Below are 21,748 nucleotides of genomic sequence, written 5' to 3'. Positions count from 1 at the left end.
CGTAGAGAAAGCGCGTTACTGAAAAATAAATTTTAAGTTGATTTTAATTCAAAATCAACCGATGACTTCTTTTAAGAAAAAAAACATTGGAGGAAAAATGTTAAGTTTAAATACAGAATCTTTGAAACGTCCTTTTACACCTCAAGAAGAGCTCCCTCAGGCGCAAAAAAAGCGGAAAATTAATGGAGAAAATGAGCATGTTGAACCTTCACCTTTGAATGCTCACATTATTGAAATGCTAGCAGATGAGCCTATCCCGATAATATTAAGTTAAATATTTTTAAAGACCTGCTAGGCTCTCTTTATTTTAACTTCTAGAAAGAGAATCGATGGCAGGAAGATTTGATGGATTAACAGATATGCAATGGGAGATACTCGAACCCTTAATGCCTAAAAACCCCCATAAAAGAAGGAAGGGAAAGCCTCATACGCCATGGAGAAAAGTGGACATCGCGTTCAGCATCTCATCGTTGACTGGGAATGTGGCAAGCTAATGGAACGCTTGAAAAAACCCTCTCAGCGTTAAGGGAAGCAGCTTTTTTAGAAGGATTGATCGATTGGGATCGGATGGCAACGGATGGTTTTTTTCCGCAGGCAAAGGAGGAGGAGGATTAGTTGACTATGGATACAAAGGGAAAGGAGTCACAAACCACCTTTTAGTCGATGAAGAAGGGAGCCCAATTGCACTTGAAGTAACGAGTGCTAAAGGAGATGAGAGATTACAAGTAGAGCCTCTGCTTGAAAGAGTAAGCAAGCAGATAAAAATCTCCCAAAAAGAGACAGGAAGGCTTCCCATATTCGAAGCAGATAAAGGTTATGATGCAAGTGCACTAAGGGTAAAATTGTTAAGACGGAATATTTATCCGATTATAGCCAAAAGGAAGATGGGGAAACATCCAGAAGATAAGAAAATTGCGTCTTGGATTCGAAGGAGGCGATGGCAAGTAGAAAGGGCAATATCATGGCTTCAAAGAAAGTTCAGACGACTTGTTGTGCGTTCGGAAAGAAAATTAGATTACTGGAAAGGATTTTTGAATTTTAGCCTTATTAAATACTGGGTGGATAGATTATCGGGATAGGCTCCTCTACTCGCTAGATGAGGCCCTCGACTCTACAATCGCACATCAATCTTCCTATCTGAAGCACTTCCCAAAGAAAATTTTATATCAGCCAATCGTAATATTAGAGCTAGCATCAATGAGCTCCCTTCAATTAGACCTCTTGAACAGAAAAGCCACTTTAGCCCTGCAAGCAAAGCTGGCTAGCTCTTCCAGTTAACATGAAAAGACAGATGGAGCTTTAAAGCAGAGAAAGTGGATCAAACCTCATGGGTAAAACAAACTTTGAAATATGTCCCAATGCAACCCCTGGTAGCTTCATCTGAACTAAAGGTTGCTTTTTTTAGGAATTATTTGTTATCCTGCTTCCTTTAAGAGGTTCCTCTTGCCATGAAATATTTTAGTAAGTGGAAGAAACATCATTAACCCATGGAGAACCCCTACTAATGTCGAATGAACTAGAGTACGACTGGAACGAAAGCAAAATTATCGATGACATCGAATTCAACGATGAAGACGCAAAGCTATTTCAACAGCTACTGAATAATAGAGAAGAAAAAGCTGCAGCTGGATCCATCTCATCGATGGAAGTAGGCCAAATTCTTAAAGGAAAAATCGTTGAACTCACTCCAGACTTCGTCGTTGTAGACGTCGGCCTAAAGTCTGAAGGCCTCATTCCTGTGAATGAATTTAATGACCCCAACGAACTCCAAATGGGAAATGACATTGAGGTCCTTCTGGACCGTGCTGAAGGGGAAGATGGACAGATTGTCCTCTCTCGCGAAAAAGCTCGTAGACAGCGGCAGTGGGAATTCATTCTCGAACACTGCGAAGAAGGATCGATCGTTGAAGGTAAAGTCATCCGCAAGGTTAAAGGTGGATTGATGGTAGATATTGGAATGGAGGCCTTCCTTCCAGGATCTCAAATCGACAACAAACGCATCAAAAATATTGATGATTACGTCGACAAGACCTATGACTTCAAGATTCTGAAAATCAATATAGAAAGAAAAAACATCGTTGTCTCCAGACGAGAACTTCTCGAAGAGGAGCGCAGCTCTAAGAAAGCAGAACTCCTTGAAAATATCACAGAAGGAGAAACGCGTAAAGGGATTGTCAAGAATATTACAGACTTTGGTGTCTTCCTTGACCTCGATGGAATCGACGGACTCCTTCACATTACGGATATGACTTGGAAGCGGATCAAGCACCCTTCTGAAATGGTTCAGCTTAACGATGAACTAGATGTTATGATCCTCCATATTGACAAAGAAAAAGGGCGCGTTGCTCTTGGCCTAAAGCAGAAAGAGTCAAATCCATGGGAAGAAATCGAGGAACGCTACCCTACAGGAACTAAAGTTAAAGGAAAAATCGTCAACCTCGTTCCCTATGGAGCTTTCATTGAGATTGAGCCTGGAATTGAAGGGCTTATCCATGTCTCTGAGATGTCATGGGTGAAAAATGTCACTGATCCTAGCGAAATTGTTACCAAAGGTGATGAACTTGAGGCAATCGTCCTTTCAGTTCAGAAAAATGAAGGAAAAATCTCTCTTGGAATCAAGCAAACAGAGAAAAATCCTTGGGAAAACGTTGATACCAAATTCCCTGTTGGAAGTACCGTTAAAGCTGAGATCCGCAATTTAACTAATTATGGAGCCTTTGTTGAGCTTGAGCCTGGCATTGATGGACTGATTCATATTTCAGATTTAAGCTGGATTAAAAAAGTCTCTCATCCTTCTGAAGTTCTGAAAAAAGGGGATACTGTTGAAGCACTCATCCTTTCTGTAGATCAGGAGAGTAAGAAAATCACTCTTGGGATTAAGCAGTTAGGCGACAACCCTTGGGAATCAATCGAAAAGACTCTCCCAATTGGGACTGTTGTAAAGGGAGTTGTCACAAAAGTCACGGCTTTTGGTGCTTTCACTGAGCTTGAAAATGGTATCGAAGGTCTCATCCATGTGACTGAGCTTTCAGACCAAGCTTTTGGGAAAGTTGAAGATGTGGTTGCAGTTGGCGACAATGTAACGGCAAAAGTGATTAAGCTTGACCCAGAGCATAAAAAGATTTCACTCTCTATCAAGGACTACCTCGTAGAGACAAATAACGAAAATAGAGACGATATCGTCGTCACGAAGAAGGAAGAAGAATAAAGGAGGGGTTCCCTCCTTTTATTTTATAAGGGTGATAAAACAATGAATAAAGATTTAATCGCAATTTTTGAGTACCTGGAACGAGAGAAAGGGATCAAACGAGAAACGATTATTGACGCTATCGAAGAATCCCTTCAAGTAGCTGCACGTAAAAGCTTAAAAGGTGTAGGCCTCGTTTCGGTAGTTATCGACCCAAAGCAAGGAGCAATCGATGTTACAGCTGAAAAAGAAGTTGTCGACACTATCGAATATCCCGAGGAGGAAATCCTCCTTGATGAGGCAAGAGAGCTTGCTCCAGACTGCGAAATGGGAGACTTTATTCAAGTCCCAATTCCTCCTGTAGACTTAGGACGAATTGCGGCGCAAACAGCCCGACAAATTATTGCTCAGAAACTCCGAGGTGCCGAGCGTGATGTCATCTATGAAGAGTATCGTCACCGCCTTCACGAAATGGTCTCAGGAACTGTAAAGCGTGTAGTAAAAGGGGCAACACTAATTGTTGATCTTGGAAAAGTTGAAGCAATTCTCCCTGAACGATTCTATCCAAAAACTGAAAAATACCACGTCGGCGACCGTATCCAGGCCCTTCTTTGGGAAGTGCGTGACACTGAAAATGGTGGTGCTGAAGTCGTTTTAAGTCGTAGTCACCCTGAAATGGTTGAACAGCTTTTCAAGCAAGAAGTTCCAGAACTTATGGATGAAACGATAGGAATTAAAAAGATTGTCCGTGAAGCAGGGTATCGCACTAAGCTTGCTGTTTACTCGAATGACCCAAGAGTGGATCCGTTGGGAGCATGTGTTGGGGTGAGAGGAACTCGAGTAAAAAACATCATTCGCGAACTCAACAATGAAAAAATTGATATCGTTATCTTCACTGAGGATACCGTTCAACTTCTTTATGCACTGCTCCACCCTATCGAACCAAAAAAGCTTAACTACGATCAAGAGAATGGAAAAATTTCACTTATAGTTGAGGATGACGACTACCCTATCGTAATTGGAAAACGTGGGATGAACGCCCGCCTCAATGCTGCTCTAGTTGGTGCAGAGCTTGATGTAAAGAAAATGACCGAGTACCAGGCTGAGCTTTCGTTTGAACGTCAGCAAATTCAACTTGAAGAAAGCCCAGAACTCGACGATGAACTCAATGCAATTGAGGGAATAAATCAATTTGTGATCGATAGCCTTAAAGAAGCAGGTTTCGACACTCCACGCAAAGTCCTTAATGTCTCATCAAAAGAACTCTCTAGTGAGACGGGGATTAGCGTTGAAATGGCAGATGATCTTATGGATAAGCTGCGCAAAATAAGGACGTAGAGATTGGCAAAAAACTTAAATTTAAAAGTTAAAAATGCCCAACTTGCTAAAGCGCTAAAGCTAAATCAAGCAAAGAAAGACGAAAAGGAAGCTTCCAAGAAAAAGGAAGACGACCGGAAGGCTAGACTTGCTAAAAAAGAAGAAGCTTCAAGAGCTGAAGAAGCTGCCAAGGCCGACAAGGAAGCTGCGTTAAGCAAGATTAAAAAAGTAGAGGAAAAGACTCCTGCTGCTGATGCTCCATCAGAGCCAAAGAAGGAAAAAGCACAAACATCCTCTCCTTCGATGTATCCCAAAATTAAACGCCCTAAAGCCGCTTCAAAACCCAAAGAAGCCGAACCTAAGAGCGAGACTAAAAAGGAGAAAGAAAAGACAGCCGAGAAAAAGCCTGCTAGTGATGTTAAAAAACGAGAAAAGCAAGTTGAATCCCCTCCGAAAGAGAAAGGGTTTAAAGCTAACTTTGGGCGAAACTCTCGGGAAGTTCGGAAAAAATCAGACTCACGCTTTGATGCACGCGACCGTCAAGGACTCCGAGTAGGAGAAGAACGATCTTATCGCCGTCGTCCTCGCCGCTACCGCCCAAAACGGGACGAAGCGGAAATAGTAAGGCCAAAAGAGCTATCTGTGCGCTTGCCTATCTCTGTAAAAGATCTTGCACAAGGGATGAAATTAAAAGCTTCAGAGCTCATTTCAAAACTCTTCATGCAAGGCGTTGCAATTACCATTAATGACTACCTTGAAGACGAGACTACAGTTCAGCTCTTAGGTCAAGAGTTTAGATGCGAGATCAAAATCGATACCAGCGAAGAAGAGCGTCTACGTATCACCGGAAGCTCGATCCAAGAAGAAATAAGCGAAGCGAAACCTGAAGAACTCGAGAGCCGTGCTCCAGTCATTGCCTTCATGGGTCACGTAGACCACGGAAAGACAAGTCTAATCGATACTATTCGAAAGAGTAATGTCGCTGGGGGCGAAGCAGGAGCAATCACTCAACACATTGGGGCTTTCAAGTGCCGCCGAGAACATGGGGAAATTACAATTCTAGATACCCCAGGTCACGAAGCCTTCACTTTAATGCGCCAGCGCGGAACAGCTATTACCGACGTAATTGTTTTAGTTGTTGCCGGAGATGAAGGAATTATGCCGCAAACAGACGAAGCAATTCGCTTAGCCAAGGAGTCTAAAGTTCCTTTGGTCGTTGCAATAAACAAATGCGACAAACCCAGCTTTGATGCCGATACTGTCTACAGACAACTTGCAGATCGTGAGTTCCTTCCTGAAGCATGGGGTGGAGAGGTCCTTACAATCAACTGTTCTGCCGAATCTGGAGAAGGAGTCCCTGCGCTCCTTGAAATGCTTGCCCTTCAATCTGAGATACTCGAACTGAAAGCAAACCCAGAAACACGTGCTAGAGGAACCGTTATTGAATCTCAAATGCACAAAGGATTTGGAGCAGTTGCGACTGTCCTTATTCAGAATGGAACGCTAAATTTAGGAGACGCTCTTGTCTTCGAAGATCTTTATGCACGAGTGAAAACCATGCATGATGAACATGGAAAAGCTGTGCAAATTGCTGGACCATCAACCCCTGTGAAGATTACAGGTCTTTCAGGTGTCCCCGATGCTGGATGTGAATTTATTGTTGTTGCGGATGAAAAAGAAGCACGAAAACTCTCTGAAGAGCGTGCCTCTGGCGCAAAACGCGAAAAGCTCAAGCGAGGGCGTGGTGAACTTGAAAGCTTCATGACGCGCCACCAAGAGCTTGAAGAAAAGAAGGTTGTTCCGTTGATCCTTCGCGCTGACGTTCAAGGTTCCGTAGAAGCAATTAAAAACTCCCTTCTTGCGATTAAGACTGATAAGGTAGAGCTTAACTTCATCAGTGAAGGTGTGGGAGAGATTTCTGAATCAGACGTAGAGCTTGCTGCAGCTTCCAGTGCAACCATTATTGGCTTTCACACACAGGTAGAGAGCCATGCCGAAGACCTCATCAAGAGAAATCAAGTCTTAATCAAGCGTCGAGACATTATTTATCAGGTCATTGACGATGTCAAAGAGCTAATGCTTGCTTCTCTTGACAAAGTGCGTCATGAAACTGAAAAAGGAACCGCTGAAGTGAAGCAAGTCTTTAAGTCATCGCAATTAGGCTCTATTGCAGGTTGTATGATGACTGAAGGGACGATTAAAAGAGATTACCACGCAAAACTGCTACGCGATGGTGAAGTCATCTTTGAAGGAGATTTCTCCTCTCTAAAGCGTGTCAAAGAAGATGTTAAAGAAGTCAAGAAAGGGATAGAATGCGGAATTCTACTCCACAAATTTGATGACTATCAAGAAGGGGATCAAATTAAAGGGTACGAAGTTACCTTTGTTCAACAAGAGTTATGACAAAAAGAACAGAAAGGCTCAATTCACTCCTAAAAGAAGTGATCAGCGAAGTCATTAACAAGCAAGTTCGCAACCCTAAGGTTGCTCAGTTTACGACAGTGACTGAAGTCGATATCTCAAAAGACCTTCACCATGCTAAGGTCTATGTAAGCATAATTGGAACCGATCAAGAACGGAGTGAAACTGTTGAAGCTTTAGAAACCGCTGCTGGTTTTATCGGAGTGCACGCCTCAAAAAAAGTTGTGATGCGTCATTTCCCTTCGCTAACATTCCGCCTCGACACTTCTGTCGACAAACAATTGAAAATCGATTCTCTCATTAAAAAAATTCATACTGAAGAAGAAGCCCGGAAATCAAATGAGTGACCCTAAGAGCGAGGGGGTCCTCCTGGTCGATAAAGAGAAGGGACGGACTGCTTTTTATCTTGTTAAAGTCCTTAGAAAGATATCAGGCATCAAGAAAATTGGCCATGCGGGGATTCTTGATCCCTTCGCCACAGGGGTCATGGTAATGTTAATCGGGCGCCCTTACACAAGAATCTCAGATAGCTTCCTAAATGATGACAAGGAATATATTGCAACCATCAAATTTGGAGAATCCACGGACACCTTTGATTGTGATGGGACCCTTATGGAAACAAGTGACAAGATTCCGACAATCGCTGAAATTGAATCGGTTGTTGCTGAATTTCAAGGGTCTATTATGCAAATCCCTCCGATGTTTTCCGCAAAAAAAGTGGGAGGACAAAAACTTTACCTCTTGGCTCGGAAAGGGATCGAAATTAAGCGAAAGCCTGTCCAAATTGAAGTAAAAATTACTACTCTCGATTATTCTTATCCTGAATTAAAAATCAAAGTCTCTTGCTCGAAAGGAACCTATATCCGCTCTATAGCGAGCGAGATCGGAGAAAAGCTTGGCTGCTTTGGCCACTTGATCGCCCTGCAACGCACTCGAAGCGGCAGTTTTCATCTGAAAGATTGCATTGACGCAAAATCCCTATCAGAGCCATCATTTTCATATATCCCCCACTTGAGGAAGACGGTATGAAGATAGTTAGAAGTATAGAGGAAATTCCTGAGTTAGAAGGGCCTATAACCCTTTCAATTGGAATCTTTGATGGTGTCCATCTCGGACATCAGATGATCCTCAGCAGGTTAAGTAAACTCACTCGGAAGGGAGGCTCACGCGTCCTACTCACTTTCTCAAATCATCCTTCAACTCTTTTTACCCCTAACTCCCCTGTTCCTCAAATCACCTCCCTAAATCAGCGCCTTGATCTTCTTAAAGAACATGGCCTTGACCTTGTAATTGTCCTTCCTTTCACACAAGAGTTTGCCAATCAATCTTATGAATCGTTCTTTGGTTATCTTCGCACTTACCTCCCCTTCGACCATCTCATCGTGGGAGAAGATGCTCGCTTTGGAAAAAATCAAGCGGGATCACCTGAAAAAATCCATAAGCTCGGGTGGAGTACAGAGTATCTTTCTAAAGAGACTCACCATAAAGAAGCCATCTCGAGCGGCGTGATTCGAAAGGCCCTACAAGAGCGCAGTCTCAAGAAAGTAAAGAAAATGCTTGGGCGCTCCTACTCAATCTCACTCCCTTTTGACAAAGCAAATATTATTCGAGAAAATGAAGTTCAATATAAGTGGGTTACGGGAACTGAAAAGCTCTGTCTTCTTCCCTCAGCAGTATATGCCGTAGATCTTCTCTCCAAGGGTAAACCCATCCCTGCAATTGCTTTTTACCGTGGAACACAAAACATCACTGGAGAAACAAATCTGTTCCTTACTATTTATTTCGAAAAAGAAATCCCTGAGTCAGATCACATTGAACTCGTCTTTGTTTCCTATCTTCATGACGAATTGAACCCTGACTTTAAGCCCCCCTCAAAAGCAAACCTATTAGAATCCTTAAAACCTGAGTTTTTTCCCTCATGAGTAATCTTGCTTGCGGCATTGTTGGCCTTCCAAACGTTGGTAAATCAACCTTATTTAACGCCCTCCTCAAAAAGAAACAGGCAGGTGCTGCTAACTTCCCCTTTTGCACCATCGATCCAAATGTCGGGATTGTTGATGTTCCCGACAGCCGCCTAGCAACCCTCTCCGCTATTTCCCACAGTAAAAAGCTCCTTCCAGCAACAATGACTTTTGTTGATATTGCTGGGCTTGTTAAAGGTGCTTCCAAAGGAGAAGGTCTCGGCAACCAGTTCCTCGCCAACATCCGAGAAACCGATGCGATTGTCCACGTTGTCCGATGCTTTGAGGATGATGAAGTTATTCATGTTGAAGGAAAAATCAATCCGATTAGCGACATCGAAGTCATTAACCTAGAGCTTATCCTTGCTGACCTTCAGATGACAGAAAATAGCCTGCAAAAAATCGAAAGACAGGCTAAAGGGAAAAAAGAGCTTGTTCCAACCCTCGATGCCCTAAAAAAAGTAAGCGACCACTTAAATGCCAGTCAACCTGTTCGCTCACTTGAACTCACAAAAGAAGAAGAAGACCTTCTTGCCCCTTATCAATTTATTACCGCTAAGAAAGTCATCTATGCTGCTAATCTTTCTGAAGAAGAAATCTCTTCTCTTGATGCGCCCCATTACAAAACGGTTCTAGACTATGCAGCCAAGGAAAATAGTCAAGTTATCCCCTTCTGCGCAAAGCTTGAAGAGGAACTCGCTCAGCTGGATGAAGAAGAATCAAAAGAATACCTTGAAACCCTCGGTCTCAATGAACCCGGTCTTAACCGTCTCATCAAGGTCGGCTTTGAAACGCTAGGCCTTATTACCTTCCTCACTACCGGTGAGCAAGAAACCCGCGCTTGGACAGTCACAACTGGATCTACTGCGCAAGAGGCTGCCGGAAAAATCCACACCGACATCCAAAAAGGTTTCATCCGCGCAGAAGTTGTTTCTTTTGAAGACATGGTTGAATATGCAGGCCGCGTCGGAGCTAAAGATGCAGGAAAAGCACGCTCCGAAGGTCGAGACTACATTGTCAAAGATGGTGACGTTGTTCTCTTCTTCCACAACTAAGACGTGCCTCTAAACTTCCTTTCCAGGATTTGGCTCAGTTAATTCACCGATTTATTTTTCCGGAGTGGTATAATTAATTCTGATTGTCTATGATGGAATTAGTTAAAACACCCCCCGCTGTATGGCTGAAAAAACCGAGAAGGCGACCCCGAAGAAACTCCGCGATGCACGGAAAAAGGGGCAAGTCGCTAAGTCTAAAGATTTCCCTTCTGCATTTACCTTTGCAACATCCTTTGCTTTAATTGTTGCTACGTCCGGATACTTCTTTAAAAACCTTGCTGGCTTCATGATGACCGCTTTTTCCGGAGTAAAGGATGGAGATCATATCGAAGCCGAAATCCCTATGTTCGTCAGCGCCACCTTTCAGGTAATCTTTAACACATCCATGCCATTTATGATTTTGATTTCCCTGGTTGGGATCTTAGTGAATTTTTTGATTGTTGGTCCCCTTTTTTCATTGCAATCCATGAAGCCTGATATCAAAAAGCTCAATCCTGTAACAAATCTGAAAGGAATTTTCAAAATAAAAACCTTCATCGAGCTTTTGAAATCTATCATGAAGATTGCTGGGGCTGGCATTTTGATTTATTCTGTGGTTTACAACAGCCTCCCCCAGATTATTGCCACTGCGGCAATGCCAATCATGGGAAGTGCCATTGTTTTTAGTGAATTTTTAATCAAAGTTGCTTTTCGTGTTGGACTTTTCTTTTTAGCAATCGCAATTTTTGACCTGGTATTCCAGAAGAAAAACTTCGCAAAAGAAATGAAAATGGAAAAGTTTGAGGTCAAACAAGAGCATAAAGATACGGAAGGAAATCCTGAAATTAAGGGTAAGAGACGGCAAACACAACAAGAAATCGCTTATCAAGATCCTCCAAACAAGGCCCGCAATGCGCGAGCTGTTGTAACAAACCCTATTCATATTGCTGTTGCGCTTGCTTACGATGCTGAAGAAGACCCCGCCCCAAAAATTCTTGTAATGGGAAAAGGAGTAACAGCAGAGAGTATTGTAAAAGTAGCACTTGAAAATAACGTCCCGATTATGCGAAATGTTCCCTTAGCCCAAATGCTATACAACAAGGGAAAAGCGGGCCGTTTTGTTCCGGAAGAAACCTACGAAGCCATTGCTGAAGTCTTGAAATGGCTTGATACAATTGAAGCTTCTGCTGAACCGGAATACAACGTTGACCTCTTTAAATAAAAGTCGCACCAAATTAAAAAACAACTTCCATTGACCTATATTTTAAGATCATGAAATATCCCTCCCGGTTTTCTTAAAAAGAGGTATTAGAAAGAGCAAATGGAACAGCTCATTAGGCATCCACGTAAGCACGCCGAACCCCATCCACTCGATCGGATGCTATCCATCGCAGACAACGTCATCACCGCTCCGATTAGAGGGTTGCACTACATAGAAAAGTCTCTCACCTGAACCTACACAGCAGATCAAAACTTCTTCTCTCGCTACCAGTGGACAAAACACCATTGACAGCGTCGCTATCCTGGAGCCATATCCCTTTGTTTGTCTCGACCGGTGCCTAATCGTTACAAAGGTTGATTCTATCGGGTTTGTCGTCCTAATGTGCTGCCAATGCTGGGCTGGATAGTCATAGAAAGTGAAGAGCTGATCCTCATCTTTCGTCAAGCATTTACATGCCTTTGGGTACTTTGCTTCATAGAGAGAAATGAAGCGATTTTGGCATCTTATCAAGGATATTGGCAGTTTTGTGTACCCAGCAACGTTGCTGAGCGCATCCAGGAAACTCCTCTTCTAAAGCAACCCAAAATTCGAGAGCCCCGTCAAACATTTTGAGACCCAGACAGACACCCTTCTCAAAAATGCAGACGACACCTTCCTTTTGCAAGCAAGCCTCCACGCCGTCTCTCAAAGCGTGCAAGCCAAGCGCAAAAGAGTCCTCCGTTACAGTGCCGCTGTCGAAGAAGCCGTCTCATCAAAGAGATGCTCCCCCCCCCTGTTAAAAAAGAAAAAGAACATGGCCTATGGTTCAGAGGATGGCGCACTGCAAAAGCCACCGGTTCTAAGGACGTCCAGTGGCTCAGAAATATCGGCCTATCAGGAGCCTCCACGAGATGTATGAATCTTATAATGATCAAGCCTAATTAAAATACACTTTCCATATATCAACGGCCATTTTTAACTCTTAGTTGAAATTGCTTCCCTAAAAGGCTTGATGCATACACTACGTATTCGGGACAGGCAACAATCGATCATCTTCTTAAGCCTGAGGTTGTTCATGGCAAGTACTGTCTTCGATCCTCAAAGTCAAGCTCATAATCTAAACATACTATCATCATTCAAAGTGTGAGTAATATCTATTTTTAGTTAGCCAAAGACTATACAATAAAAGAAAAATGGGACATGATATGCTAGAAGAGGCCTGTTAAGTGATTGCAGACGCTATAAAATGGCCCAATACTATTGAAGTTACTGGTAGAATACATTCCTATGATCTCTTAAAAATAAGACGAATGCTTCGGAGTAATAAATGAGCAAAATATCAGGTGTTTTTGGAAGTAATAAGTTAGTTGAACTGGCTAGCAAATCAAGTGACATCATCTTAGCTGGGTTTATCATCACGATCATTGGAATGATCATCATTCCAGTGCCCCCAACTATCATTGATATCATGATTGCAATCAATATGAGTGCTGCCATTTGTCTCTTGATGGTTGCATTGTACATTCAAAAAGCAGTCCACCTCTCGATTTTTCCCTCTATCCTTTTAATCACAACCCTCTTCCGACTGGGGATCGAGATTGCTGCAACCAGGCAAATTCTTCTTCACGCCAATGCAGGACACATTATCTTTGCATTTGGTAATTTTGTCGTTGGTGGAAACTTCATCGTCGGAGGGGTTATCTTCCTGATTATCACCATTGTACAGTTCATTGTTGTAACAAAAGGTGCCGAACGTGTGGCCGAAGTTGCGGCCCGCTTTACTCTTGATGCGATGCCCGGTAAACAAATGAGTATCGATGCCGATCTTAGAAGTGGAACAATCGATTCAAACCAAGCTCGAGAACTCCGTCTTGCTCTCCAAAAAGAAAGCCAACTTTATGGTGCGATGGATGGTGCGATGAAGTTCGTAAAAGGGGATGTGATTGCCGGGATTGTCATCGCGGTCATTAACATTGTTGGGGGTCTTGTTATCGGGATGATCATTCATAATATGACGGCCATGCAATCAGCAAAAATTTACACTCTACTGTCAATTGGAGAAGGTCTCGTAACGCAAATCCCCTCCCTCATGATTTCCCTTACCGCCGGTGTTGTGACTACTAGGGTCTCAAGTGAAAAGAAAAACACCAACCTTGGTAAAGACATTTCCTCACAAATCTTTTCGCATTCTAAGGGTCTTATACTCGCCGGATGTGTCACCCTTGGCCTGTCATTTCTAGAAGGTTTCCCCTCATGGATATTCTTGCTACTAACAGCCCTATTTGCAGGTGTTGGGATAAAGAATCACTTTAAAGAGAAAAAACGGGCAACCAAGTCAGCCGCAGGAACTGTTGGACCTGCAAGTATCGAAACCGATGTCGAAGGCCACACTGTTGTTCGTGGAGGTCTCGATGACTACGCATTGACGCTTCCTGTAATCTTAGAGATGGGAAATGGATTGTCTGGAGTGATCCGAAAAGAAAAAGGAGGAACGACATTTGTCGACGACATGATCCCAAAAATGCGTCATGCCCTTTATCAAGATTTAGGAGTGCGTTTTCCAGGTGTTCATGTTCGTACCGAATCCCCAACCCTCGAACCTAGCGAATACTCCATCTTCCTCAACGAGGTCCCCATTGTTCGTGGGCGTATCATGGAAAGGTCTGTTCTTACCAACGAAACGGAAGAAACCCTTAGGCGCTACAACCTCCCGTTCACTCAATCAAAAAATGCCATTGGGCAAGCTGCCCTATGGGTTGAAAATCGCTATGTTGAAGTCTTAAAAAAGGCCGGGATCAAGTATTGGAAACCTCTTGATGTCATGATCCTTCACCTTTCTCAATTTTACAAAAACTATGCTTCCGACTTCATTGGAATTCAAGAAGTTCGAGCAATTTTGGAATTTTTGGAAAAATCCTTCCCCGATCTAGTCAAAGAAGTCACCCGACTCGTTCCCTTGCAAAAGCTCACAGAAATCTTTAGACGTCTGGTACAAGAGCAAGTTTCGATCAAAGATCTACGGACAATCTTAGAATCACTTAGTGAATGGGCTCAAACAGAAAAGGATACAGTTCTCCTTACCGAGTATGTTCGTTCCTCGCTGAAACGCTACATTAGTTACAAATACTCTCTTGGACAAACGGTTCTTTCTGTCTATCTCCTTGATCCTGAAATTGAAGACATGATTCGTGGCGCAATTAAGCAAACCTCTGCAGGATCTTACCTCGCGCTTGATCCTGATTCTGTACAACTTATCCTCCATGCAATGCGTGGAGTTATTGTCCCTACCCCTCCGGGTGGTCAACCCCCTGTTCTTCTGACAGCAATCGATGTACGTCGTTTTGCTCGAAAATTAATTGAGGGAGATTTTCCCGAACTTCCAGTCGTCTCTTACCAAGAGATTGTCCCTGAAGTACGTATCCAACCTCTAGGCAGAATCCAGTTGTCATGATACAATGAGAAGAGAGGGTGAAATATGTCTGACGAACGAGTTAATGAAGTTTCTAGTACATCCAATGATGCTAGTATTCAGCAATCTAAGAAAGCTGAGCAGACGCAAAAGCTTGCCCGAATGGAAGCTCGTCAAGTCGGAAGTGAGGAGGATATTCAAGAAGCCACCGAGATGATGGCCTTTAACCCGCTGGCAATGAAGAAGAAGTTCGAAACATTAAAGAACAAAAACCGGCCTCCTGCCGAAACCTCAAAATCTCAAAAGAGTGAAGAACAAAAAGAAGTAGATGCTGGAGAAACTTCTGCCATCGAAGAGCTCGCTGAAGATTACTACCAGAGAAACCCCGAACTTCAGAAAAAGACCCTTACAAATCTCTTCAAGGAGATGAAGCCCGAGGATTCTCACGATGAGGTTCTGAATAAGCTTCAGAAAACCTATACCGATAAAGCCCTTGCCGATGAGGCAATCGACTTCCTCATTGAAGTCTCTCAGAATAAAGAAGAGCTAAAACAGAAATACATTACGGCTAAGCAGGATTTTAATGCCCAGTTTGGAAGAGAAATTCAAGCAGGTCGTAATATTGGAATCCAAGCCAGAGCATTTGCTGAAAAAGGACTTGGAAGCCCAACAGCGCTGCGTGATCTTTACCGCGAGATTACAGGTAACCCCCGTACTCCTCACAAGCTCTTTGAAGAACTGACTCAAAAGTTTAAATTCTCAGATATGAAGAATATCATCGACTTTATCCTCCACTCCTTAGGCACAGATATGAAAGCAAAAGGACCTTCAATCTCTCGTGCAGAGTTGCAACGCCTGTTTGGAGAAGCTCGTTCTATGCAAGCTATCCTCGGTGTCTTCCGCTTTTTCTTTGGCAGGATGAAAATGATCAAAAGGCAGTTTGACCACCATGATTTAACAATGCCGAGCCGCATTAATTTTGAAGTTTTAGCCCATCTCCTAATGAAGCTCCTCCAAGAGAGATACCCTACACCTGATAAAATCCTAAAGCTCTCTTTCACTTTAGGAATTGCTGAAGAACTTGCTGCGCAAGTTGTGGTCTATACTCAGTATCGAGATGCGATGCGTCATGTTTCTCCAAAACTCTTCAAATCAGAACGTCACCGCCAAGAAATTCTCATGGCACTCATGGAAACTTTGAGTGACTTAGAAGATGAGCTTAATGATGAGGATGAAGAATAAATGGATCGTTTTCAAAAACTCCTCTGGGATCTCGGAGAACTTATCAAAATCCCCCTTCACGTAGACAAAAATCATGCATGTAATCTCCTTCTAGATGACAAGCTTGAAATCCAACTTCAAATGGACCCACACGAAGAAAACCTTATTATCTGGGCTTTTCTTCATGAAATCCCGCCTGGAAGATTTCGAGAAAATGTCCTTAAAGATGCTCTCAAAATCAATGGAGAATTCCACCCCTTTGGATCTCTAGCCTATTACGAAAAGAAAAACATGCTCATCCTCCATAACTTTGTTCCTGCTGAGGCGCTTTCAGGAGAAAAATTGATGGAAAAACTTGAAAAATTTATTGAAGAAGCCGAAGAGTGGCGCTCCGCCATCGAGCAAGGAGGAACCTCTCCGTTAAAATACAATAGTGCGGATGCCAAACCCCCTCCCTTCATGAAGCAATGAACCTATCCCAAAAATCCTGCGAAAAATCAACTCATCTTTTCCGACACTACTGCATGCTCGATCTCGACAGCTTTACAAAGCTGCCATTGATCTCCGCACTTTGTAAACCAAAAAAATCTAGGCGCACTTTTTATGAAGGATTTTTAGGATAGGTTCATGAAAGCATTGCCAACGGAAAAAGCTTGGAGAAAAGTGGGAATGAAACACCACCATGGTATCCAAGTCCCCCTCTTGTCAATTCGAACAGAAAAAAGCTCCGGAAACGGTGAATTTCTTGATCTTATTCCCCTAATTGATTGGGTCGCTTCATTAGGGATAGATGTTTTGCAACTCCTACCTCTTAACGACTCAGGACGTGATCCTAGCCCCTACAATGCTCTTTCTGCAACAGCCCTTCACCCTATTTATCTCAGCCTTCATGCCCTTCCACATAGTGAAGGACTTGAAGCCTTTCATCCCTTTAACGAAACTAAACGGGTAGCCTACCGTCAAGTCCTTGATCAAAAACTTACCTACCTAAGAAAATATGTTGAAAAACATGGGAAAGAAATTTTAGAAAATCACCACTACCTCTCCTTTATTCAAAAAAGTCCTCACCTAGAAGACTATGCGCTTTACAAAGTTCTCAAGGAAAAACATAACAATAATGAGTGGATGAATTGGTCCGAGAAAGAACAAAATCTTTCTCGAAATGAGCGTCGCAGTTTAGAAAAAAACCTGACCCATGAAACCAACTTTCACCTCGTTGTTCAGTTTCTTTGTCATGAACAACTCAAAAAAGTGAAAGCCCATGCCGAAAAAAAAGGCGTCTTTCTAAAAGGCGATATTCCTATCCTTATCAGCCCTGATAGTGCCGATGTGTGGGCACACAAAGAGTTCTTCGATCTTTCATTCACCGTAGGGAGCCCTCCGAATCATTTTGATCCCCCAGGACAAAACTGGCGATTTCCCCTTTATAATTGGAAAGCAATGGAAGAAAATCATTTTGAGTGGTGGAAAAAACGGATCGAAGTCGCAACCCATTACTTTCACATCTACCGCGTTGACCATATTCTTGGTTTTTTTCGCATTTGGGCCATTCCCTATGGGAAAACCCCTTCAGATGGGCACTTTATTCCAAAGGATCCAGCCCTTATGGAGATGCAAGGTAAAATGCTTCTTGATACACTCATTTCCTTTTCAGATATGCTTCCTATCGGGGAAGATCTAGGTGATCCCCCTTCTTTCGTGCGTCCAGTGATGGGAAAACTTGGGATCCCTGGAACCAAAATCTTTCGCCGCTATCGAAATTGGAAAACAGACCACTCCTTTGTCCCCTACGAAGAATACCCTCCCATCAGCATTGCCTCGGTCTCAACGCATGACATTGAAACACTCTATCTTTGGTGGAAAAAATTTCCTGATGAAGCACGTGACTACGCAAGCTTTAAGGGATGGAAGTATAAAGAAGAGCTCTCCATAGACCACCACCGCGCTATCCTCCATGACATCCACCACTGCGGTAGTCTTTTCCATGTAAACCTTCTCCAGGAATACCTGGCCTTAACTCCTGACCTGACTTGGGATAATCCAGAAGATGAACGGATCAATATTCCAGGGACCGAGTCATCACTCAACTGGACCTATCGCTACAGATTCCCCCTTGAAAATCTCACTCAAAATGCTACCCTCAAACAAGAAATCAAAAATGTGGTAACTTCAAAAGTATGAAGAAACTTCTCTTGCTCCTACTTCCTGCGATGTTCATCACAGCGAAGATACCAGAAGCCCATCTCGATACCCTGTATCGGAGCTTAGACCCGCAGTCCATCTCACAACTTTTTGCCTTTTACCATTTGTACCCCGCAACAAACCAAGGAAAGCAAGCGCTTTCAGATGCATGGGAGCTTATGCATAAACATCGAAGTGAGCGCCGCTACTTAGAAGGAGAACTCATCCTTCCCGCGATGGACATTGATGGCGTCACCTCCTTTGTTAATAAACAACCCTTTGAAACCGATATAGAACTCTCCGAAGATCAATTGGAGATGATCGAATCCGTCTCAGATCATCTCGCAAATCGCAATTTGAAAGGACACTATGTCTGGAAAGAATCCGAGCTTGTCTCTCTTCCCACGGAGGAAGTCGATCTTTCTAGAGCACTCCTCCTGTACCAGTTTGAAGAAGATCCTCTAAAAGTGCGGCAGTATGAAGCCTCCCTAGATTTGATTGCATTGCAGATTCTTGCGCGCCTTCCAATCCATGCAACAGATGAAGAAAAAATTCGGGAAATTAGCCATTTCATATTCCACGAAAAACGGTTCCGGTTCCCTCCCCACTCCCTCTATGCAAAAGATATTGATACCTACACGTTCCTGTCCTCTGTATTAGATAGTAGGTTAGGGGTTTGTTTAGGGGTTTCGATTCTTTATCTTTCCATTGCAGAGCGACTCGACCTTCCCCTAGAAATCATCACCCCACCAGGACACATCTATATCCGCTATTGCAAAGGAGAAGAGATCCAGAATATCGAGACCACAGCGCGAGGAATTCATCTCCCCAACCGTGCCTACTTGGGTATCAATACCCGCAAACTTCAACAGCGCAATAAAAAGCAAGTCATTGGTCTTGCCTTCATCAACCAAGCCTCCGTTGCATGGCATAAAGAAGATCATGAAACAACTGTTGATCTTTACGAAAAAGCACTTCCCTTTCTTCCTGATGACCCTCTTCTAAAAATGCTCCTTGGGTACAACTACCTCTTTATCGGAAAAGAAAAGGAAGGGCGTGCACTCCTAAGCGAAATCAGAGACCTTACCTTTGACCACGCCGTTGCAAAAGAGACCACTCCCGAAGACTATTTAAACGGCAAAGTCAATACCGAAGGGATCAAAACCCTTTTTCTCCATGTGGATGAAACCCGAGAATCCATCCTTGCAAAACAGAAAAAAGTTAAAGCAATCCTTGAAAAATACCCCGATTTTCGTGATGGAATTCTCCAACTTGCCATCACTCAACTGCAACTAGGTCAAAGCGGGGATGCGTTAGAAAGCCTTTCTCATTTCCACTCTCTCGATCAAAGCTCCCCCATGGTAGAGTACTACCTGAGCATCGTATCGCTTAATCGCTTCCTCTATAAACAAGCATGGCAACACCTCCATAGCGCTGAGGAGCTCACAAAAAAGAGGAATCACTCCCCCTATTGCCTAAAAGGGCTACGCCATGCCCTGCGCCCCCTCTACCCAGATCCCTCACAAGCCCAGGTTCACCTGAACCATTCCTCAATATCTGACTAAGCCTTATTTTCAACCAGTTATAGAAGGATATGCTCCTTTATTAATATATAACAATCTAATAATAAATTACTTAATAATTCACTACCCCTAAATCCTATAAAAATCTAAACCACTGAAATTAACACATTAAAGGTTTGTTTAATTAAATTTTACATTTATAGAATAAAGTTTATTATACAATAGTATTTACAAAAAAAATCGGGAGGCTTTTATGGAAGTGGTTGTGTCACGTCAAAATGGCGGTCTGCCTGAAGTAACCAAGAATAAAGAAAACAAAAATCAAAATAGGACTGAGGTGCTCCATCCAGTCCAAAAAGGTGGCCTAACTCCATCTGATCTAAGTCCAGATGGCGAAAAATTTAGCGAAACAGCAACTGAAAGAATTCCCATATGAGATTCCTCTGAGAGCGCGTCTCTAGACAGCCGTGTCACGGTAGGTGCTGCTAATCGGGGTATTAAGCCCAATGGAACGAAAACGTACGATAAGGAGTAAAGTCTATGGAACCTATAAAGGGCTGGAATAAGGGCATCAATGCTTGGAGCTCGCCTCATATATTTTGGCAAGATCGCACTTGTGAACGCTTCTCCTTTAACCCGAGGCTTTTTGACTTTTATCGGACCGATTCCAGTTTGAATCTCTCTTTCTGGAAGGTAGCCGTTCCTCTTCACAGTCATATGGCTATTTTTATTTTTTGCCCTGTATATGAAGCATTTATGTTGTTGGGAATTACGTTCTTTTGGGTTAGAAAATTAGTGGGATAGTCTCATGATAGTCTAATCAATTTTTATCTTTAGGGACAGAGCCTAGTTTATTGTTGAAAAATAATTCTTATAATTTTATTTAGAAAGATAGGTAATTTTTTTGAGAGGTATGCAATAATAATGAGATTAATCACCATTTGTCAAATTAGTATTTCCTTATTAATCTCCATAAATCTGTGTGCAGAAACAATCACTTTTTCTGAAACTGAAATTGAAGAAAAGATTAAAACTAAAGGTTCCCGTAATAATTTTTTGGGTCCTTCCGCTAGGATTCAATTATCTCACGATTTTTATGCATTCGTTTTGTCCGGTTTATTTGAAGGTGGTCCAAAACAATTGAGAAGTAATGCTACTTTCGGGTTCTGCCTAGGAAGCAACGAAAAAACTGGCATCAAAATCAGTGGTGAGCATTTGATGCAAGATTTGAAATTCAACTTCTATACAGGGTCACAAAAAAAATGGGTTCATCAAGCGTCAGGGGGAATTGGGATCAAACATGTATTTGAAAAAGAAATGTCTTCTTTATTTGTTAAGTCTTGCCAACTTGATGGATATTACTCACATTCATGGAGCAGAAAACTATCTAAAAACCCATTAGATCCATATAAAATTTCTGTAAATCATAGAAGAATCGCTGGGGCAAATGCCTGGGGAGGGAAAGGAGGAGCAGATTTACAATTCAAAAAATTTAGGACTGTTGTAGGATTAGATGTTAGTTATGATCATGTGAAATATGACATAAAAAATGGTTGCCATCTTTCCAAGAGTGGTATTGGAGGAGGAATCTCCCTTCTCCACCCTTTTTCAGATACATTCGATTTAAGAACAAAAGCATCATTTCGTAAACCTTTCAACAACTATTCTGGAGAGTTAAATTGGAAGCCTAAGAGCTTCCCTGGACTAACAGCGGGTTTCTTCGGAGGATATACAGCTGGAAAATATTGTTTAGCTAGCTCTTATGATATTGGTATTAGGCTGAGCTACGTGTTTAAATCTAAGAAAACAGAGCCTTCTCATGAAACAAACTCAGGATTAAGTTGTTTAGCACCTAAGAACTACCTCAAAACATGGCTTCAAGAACCAGTGGTTAAAATGGCTCAAGTCCTTGCTATTTCAGATGAGAAACTTACTTTTAAAGAAATCATCAAAGAGGTTAAAGAAATCATCGAAGAGGTTAAAGAGGATGAATCTGATAAAGGAGTTATTAATGGTACTATACCTGACTGGGATATTAATTCTCGTAAATTTATGTTTGCTGACATAACAGCGGTAACTGATTTGGGACAAGTAACAATGACCATCAATGGGGTAACAGAAATTTTGGAAGAAAATAAGAAGGCTGGGGATATAACACCTTCCAGAGACCTTAGTCTTATTTTTTCTCCAGATCTACTTACCCCTGGTACACCCTGGACTGCAAAAAGTTCGTTGGGAGGAGATATGCAAATTAATCTATCTGCAGGTATTTATTAGTGGGATAATCTCATAA

At 42.4% G+C, this 21,748-nt stretch carries 18 protein-coding genes and 2 pseudogenes; 18 read left to right on the top strand and 2 right to left on the bottom strand.

Annotated features, from left to right (window positions below; translation table 11 throughout):
* The first annotated feature begins 37 nt into the window (after nt 1-37).
* From R2I63_RS08050 to R2I63_RS08000, 11 genes are all read left to right on the top strand, one after another.
* A complete protein-coding gene (locus R2I63_RS08050; protein ID WP_316356576.1) occupies nt 38-274 on the top strand; it encodes a hypothetical protein in 237 nt (78 codons plus the stop codon).
* Between the two features lie 283 nt (nt 275-557).
* On the top strand, nt 558-1,079 hold the full coding sequence (locus R2I63_RS08045; protein WP_316356573.1) for a transposase: 522 nt from the start codon (nt 558-560) through the stop codon (nt 1,077-1,079).
* A 425-nt stretch (nt 1,080-1,504) separates the two neighbouring features.
* Complete coding sequence (gene rpsA / locus R2I63_RS08040) at nt 1,505-3,208, top strand: 30S ribosomal protein S1 (RefSeq protein ID WP_316356570.1); 1,704 nt, start codon at nt 1,505-1,507, stop codon at nt 3,206-3,208.
* A 42-nt stretch (nt 3,209-3,250) separates the two neighbouring features.
* On the top strand, nt 3,251-4,525 hold the full coding sequence (gene nusA, locus R2I63_RS08035; RefSeq protein ID WP_316356568.1) for a transcription termination factor NusA: 1,275 nt from the start codon (nt 3,251-3,253) through the stop codon (nt 4,523-4,525).
* A 3-nt stretch (nt 4,526-4,528) separates the two neighbouring features.
* Complete coding sequence (gene infB / locus R2I63_RS08030) at nt 4,529-6,907, top strand: translation initiation factor IF-2 (protein WP_316356565.1); 2,379 nt, start codon at nt 4,529-4,531, stop codon at nt 6,905-6,907.
* Nucleotides 6,904-7,272: a 30S ribosome-binding factor RbfA gene (gene rbfA, locus R2I63_RS08025; RefSeq protein WP_316356562.1), complete on the top strand. Its 369-nt coding sequence runs from the start codon at nt 6,904-6,906 to the stop codon at nt 7,270-7,272. Before infB ends, rbfA begins: the two co-directional genes overlap by 4 nt.
* Nucleotides 7,265-7,954 carry a tRNA pseudouridine(55) synthase TruB gene (gene truB / locus R2I63_RS08020; protein WP_316356559.1) on the top strand — a complete coding sequence of 230 codons (690 nt, stop codon included), beginning with the start codon at nt 7,265-7,267 and terminating at the stop codon, nt 7,952-7,954. The genes rbfA and truB overlap by 8 nt, the downstream gene beginning before the upstream one ends.
* Complete coding sequence (locus R2I63_RS08015) at nt 7,951-8,847, top strand: hypothetical protein (RefSeq protein ID WP_316356556.1); 897 nt, start codon at nt 7,951-7,953, stop codon at nt 8,845-8,847. Before truB ends, R2I63_RS08015 begins: the two co-directional genes overlap by 4 nt.
* Nucleotides 8,844-9,941, top strand: coding sequence for a redox-regulated ATPase YchF (gene ychF / locus R2I63_RS08010; RefSeq protein WP_316356554.1), 1,098 nt, complete (start codon nt 8,844-8,846; stop codon nt 9,939-9,941). Before R2I63_RS08015 ends, ychF begins: the two co-directional genes overlap by 4 nt.
* A 121-nt stretch (nt 9,942-10,062) precedes the next feature.
* Nucleotides 10,063-11,142, top strand: coding sequence for a type III secretion system export apparatus subunit SctU (gene sctU / locus R2I63_RS08005; RefSeq protein ID WP_316356551.1), 1,080 nt, complete (start codon nt 10,063-10,065; stop codon nt 11,140-11,142).
* Between the two features lie 99 nt (nt 11,143-11,241).
* A complete protein-coding gene (locus tag R2I63_RS08000; RefSeq protein ID WP_316359832.1) occupies nt 11,242-11,373 on the top strand; it encodes a hypothetical protein in 132 nt (43 codons plus the stop codon).
* Nucleotides 11,374-11,418: 45 nt separating this feature from the next.
* Here R2I63_RS08000 and R2I63_RS07995 read toward each other — a convergent pair.
* A pseudogene (locus R2I63_RS07995) lies at nt 11,419-11,773 on the bottom strand (transposase); the annotation flags it as partial.
* Between the two features lie 675 nt (nt 11,774-12,448).
* On the opposite strand from R2I63_RS07995, the gene sctV reads away from it, so the two are divergent.
* The 6 genes from sctV to R2I63_RS07965 all read left to right on the top strand — a co-directional run bounded on the left by sctV (nt 12,449) and on the right by R2I63_RS07965 (nt 19,891).
* Nucleotides 12,449-14,572, top strand: coding sequence for a type III secretion system export apparatus subunit SctV (sctV, locus tag R2I63_RS07990; RefSeq protein ID WP_316356547.1), 2,124 nt, complete (start codon nt 12,449-12,451; stop codon nt 14,570-14,572).
* A 24-nt stretch (nt 14,573-14,596) separates the two neighbouring features.
* Nucleotides 14,597-15,772 carry a type III secretion system gatekeeper subunit SctW gene (gene sctW, locus R2I63_RS07985; protein WP_316356545.1) on the top strand — a complete coding sequence of 392 codons (1,176 nt, stop codon included), beginning with the start codon at nt 14,597-14,599 and terminating at the stop codon, nt 15,770-15,772.
* On the top strand, nt 15,773-16,222 hold the full coding sequence (locus R2I63_RS07980) for a CesT family type III secretion system chaperone (protein WP_316356542.1): 450 nt from the start codon (nt 15,773-15,775) through the stop codon (nt 16,220-16,222).
* 156 nt (nt 16,223-16,378) lie between these two features.
* Nucleotides 16,379-17,932: a 4-alpha-glucanotransferase gene (locus R2I63_RS07975; protein WP_316356538.1), complete on the top strand. Its 1,554-nt coding sequence runs from the start codon at nt 16,379-16,381 to the stop codon at nt 17,930-17,932.
* Nucleotides 17,929-19,497: a transglutaminase family protein gene (locus tag R2I63_RS07970; RefSeq protein ID WP_316356536.1), complete on the top strand. Its 1,569-nt coding sequence runs from the start codon at nt 17,929-17,931 to the stop codon at nt 19,495-19,497. The genes R2I63_RS07975 and R2I63_RS07970 overlap by 4 nt, the downstream gene beginning before the upstream one ends.
* Before the next feature lie 211 nt (nt 19,498-19,708).
* A complete protein-coding gene (locus tag R2I63_RS07965; protein WP_316356532.1) occupies nt 19,709-19,891 on the top strand; it encodes a hypothetical protein in 183 nt (60 codons plus the stop codon).
* Nucleotides 19,892-20,004: 113 nt separating this feature from the next.
* Here R2I63_RS07965 and R2I63_RS07960 read toward each other — a convergent pair.
* A pseudogene (locus R2I63_RS07960) lies at nt 20,005-20,187 on the bottom strand (transposase); the annotation flags it as partial.
* Between the two features lie 192 nt (nt 20,188-20,379).
* Here R2I63_RS07960 and R2I63_RS07955 point away from each other — a divergent pair.
* The gene (locus R2I63_RS07955) at nt 20,380-21,732 is read left to right on the top strand and encodes a hypothetical protein (protein ID WP_316356528.1); all 1,353 of its coding nucleotides are present in this window, start codon (nt 20,380-20,382) and stop codon (nt 21,730-21,732) included.
* Nucleotides 21,733-21,748 lie beyond the last annotated feature (16 nt).

Source organism: Candidatus Neptunochlamydia sp. REUL1, from assembly GCF_963457595.1.
In the GTDB taxonomy this organism is placed as follows: Bacteria; Chlamydiota; Chlamydiia; order Chlamydiales; family Simkaniaceae; genus Neptunichlamydia.
The sequence above is the reverse complement of the archived record's forward strand: the minus strand, read 5'-3'. Positions and strand labels throughout refer to the sequence as shown.

What these genes read in the sequence shown, in the direction of transcription:
- rpsA (WP_316356570.1), top strand. Translation starts at nt 1,505, where the DNA reads ATGTCGAATGAACTAGAGTACGACTGGAACGAAAGCAAAATTATCGAT.
- nusA (WP_316356568.1), top strand. Translation starts at nt 3,251, where the DNA reads ATGAATAAAGATTTAATCGCAATTTTTGAGTACCTGGAACGAGAGAAA.
- rbfA (WP_316356562.1), top strand. Translation starts at nt 6,904, where the DNA reads ATGACAAAAAGAACAGAAAGGCTCAATTCACTCCTAAAAGAAGTGATC.
- truB (WP_316356559.1), top strand. Translation starts at nt 7,265, where the DNA reads ATGAGTGACCCTAAGAGCGAGGGGGTCCTCCTGGTCGATAAAGAGAAG.
- R2I63_RS08015 (WP_316356556.1), top strand. Translation starts at nt 7,951, where the DNA reads ATGAAGATAGTTAGAAGTATAGAGGAAATTCCTGAGTTAGAAGGGCCT.
- ychF (WP_316356554.1), top strand. Translation starts at nt 8,844, where the DNA reads ATGAGTAATCTTGCTTGCGGCATTGTTGGCCTTCCAAACGTTGGTAAA.
- sctU (WP_316356551.1), top strand. Translation starts at nt 10,063, where the DNA reads ATGGCTGAAAAAACCGAGAAGGCGACCCCGAAGAAACTCCGCGATGCA.
- R2I63_RS08000 (WP_316359832.1), top strand. Translation starts at nt 11,242, where the DNA reads ATGGAACAGCTCATTAGGCATCCACGTAAGCACGCCGAACCCCATCCA.
- sctV (WP_316356547.1), top strand. Translation starts at nt 12,449, where the DNA reads ATGAGCAAAATATCAGGTGTTTTTGGAAGTAATAAGTTAGTTGAACTG.
- sctW (WP_316356545.1), top strand. Translation starts at nt 14,597, where the DNA reads ATGTCTGACGAACGAGTTAATGAAGTTTCTAGTACATCCAATGATGCT.
- R2I63_RS07980 (WP_316356542.1), top strand. Translation starts at nt 15,773, where the DNA reads ATGGATCGTTTTCAAAAACTCCTCTGGGATCTCGGAGAACTTATCAAA.
- R2I63_RS07975 (WP_316356538.1), top strand. Translation starts at nt 16,379, where the DNA reads ATGAAAGCATTGCCAACGGAAAAAGCTTGGAGAAAAGTGGGAATGAAA.
- R2I63_RS07970 (WP_316356536.1), top strand. Translation starts at nt 17,929, where the DNA reads ATGAAGAAACTTCTCTTGCTCCTACTTCCTGCGATGTTCATCACAGCG.
- R2I63_RS07965 (WP_316356532.1), top strand. Translation starts at nt 19,709, where the DNA reads ATGGAAGTGGTTGTGTCACGTCAAAATGGCGGTCTGCCTGAAGTAACC.
- R2I63_RS07955 (WP_316356528.1), top strand. Translation starts at nt 20,380, where the DNA reads ATGAGATTAATCACCATTTGTCAAATTAGTATTTCCTTATTAATCTCC.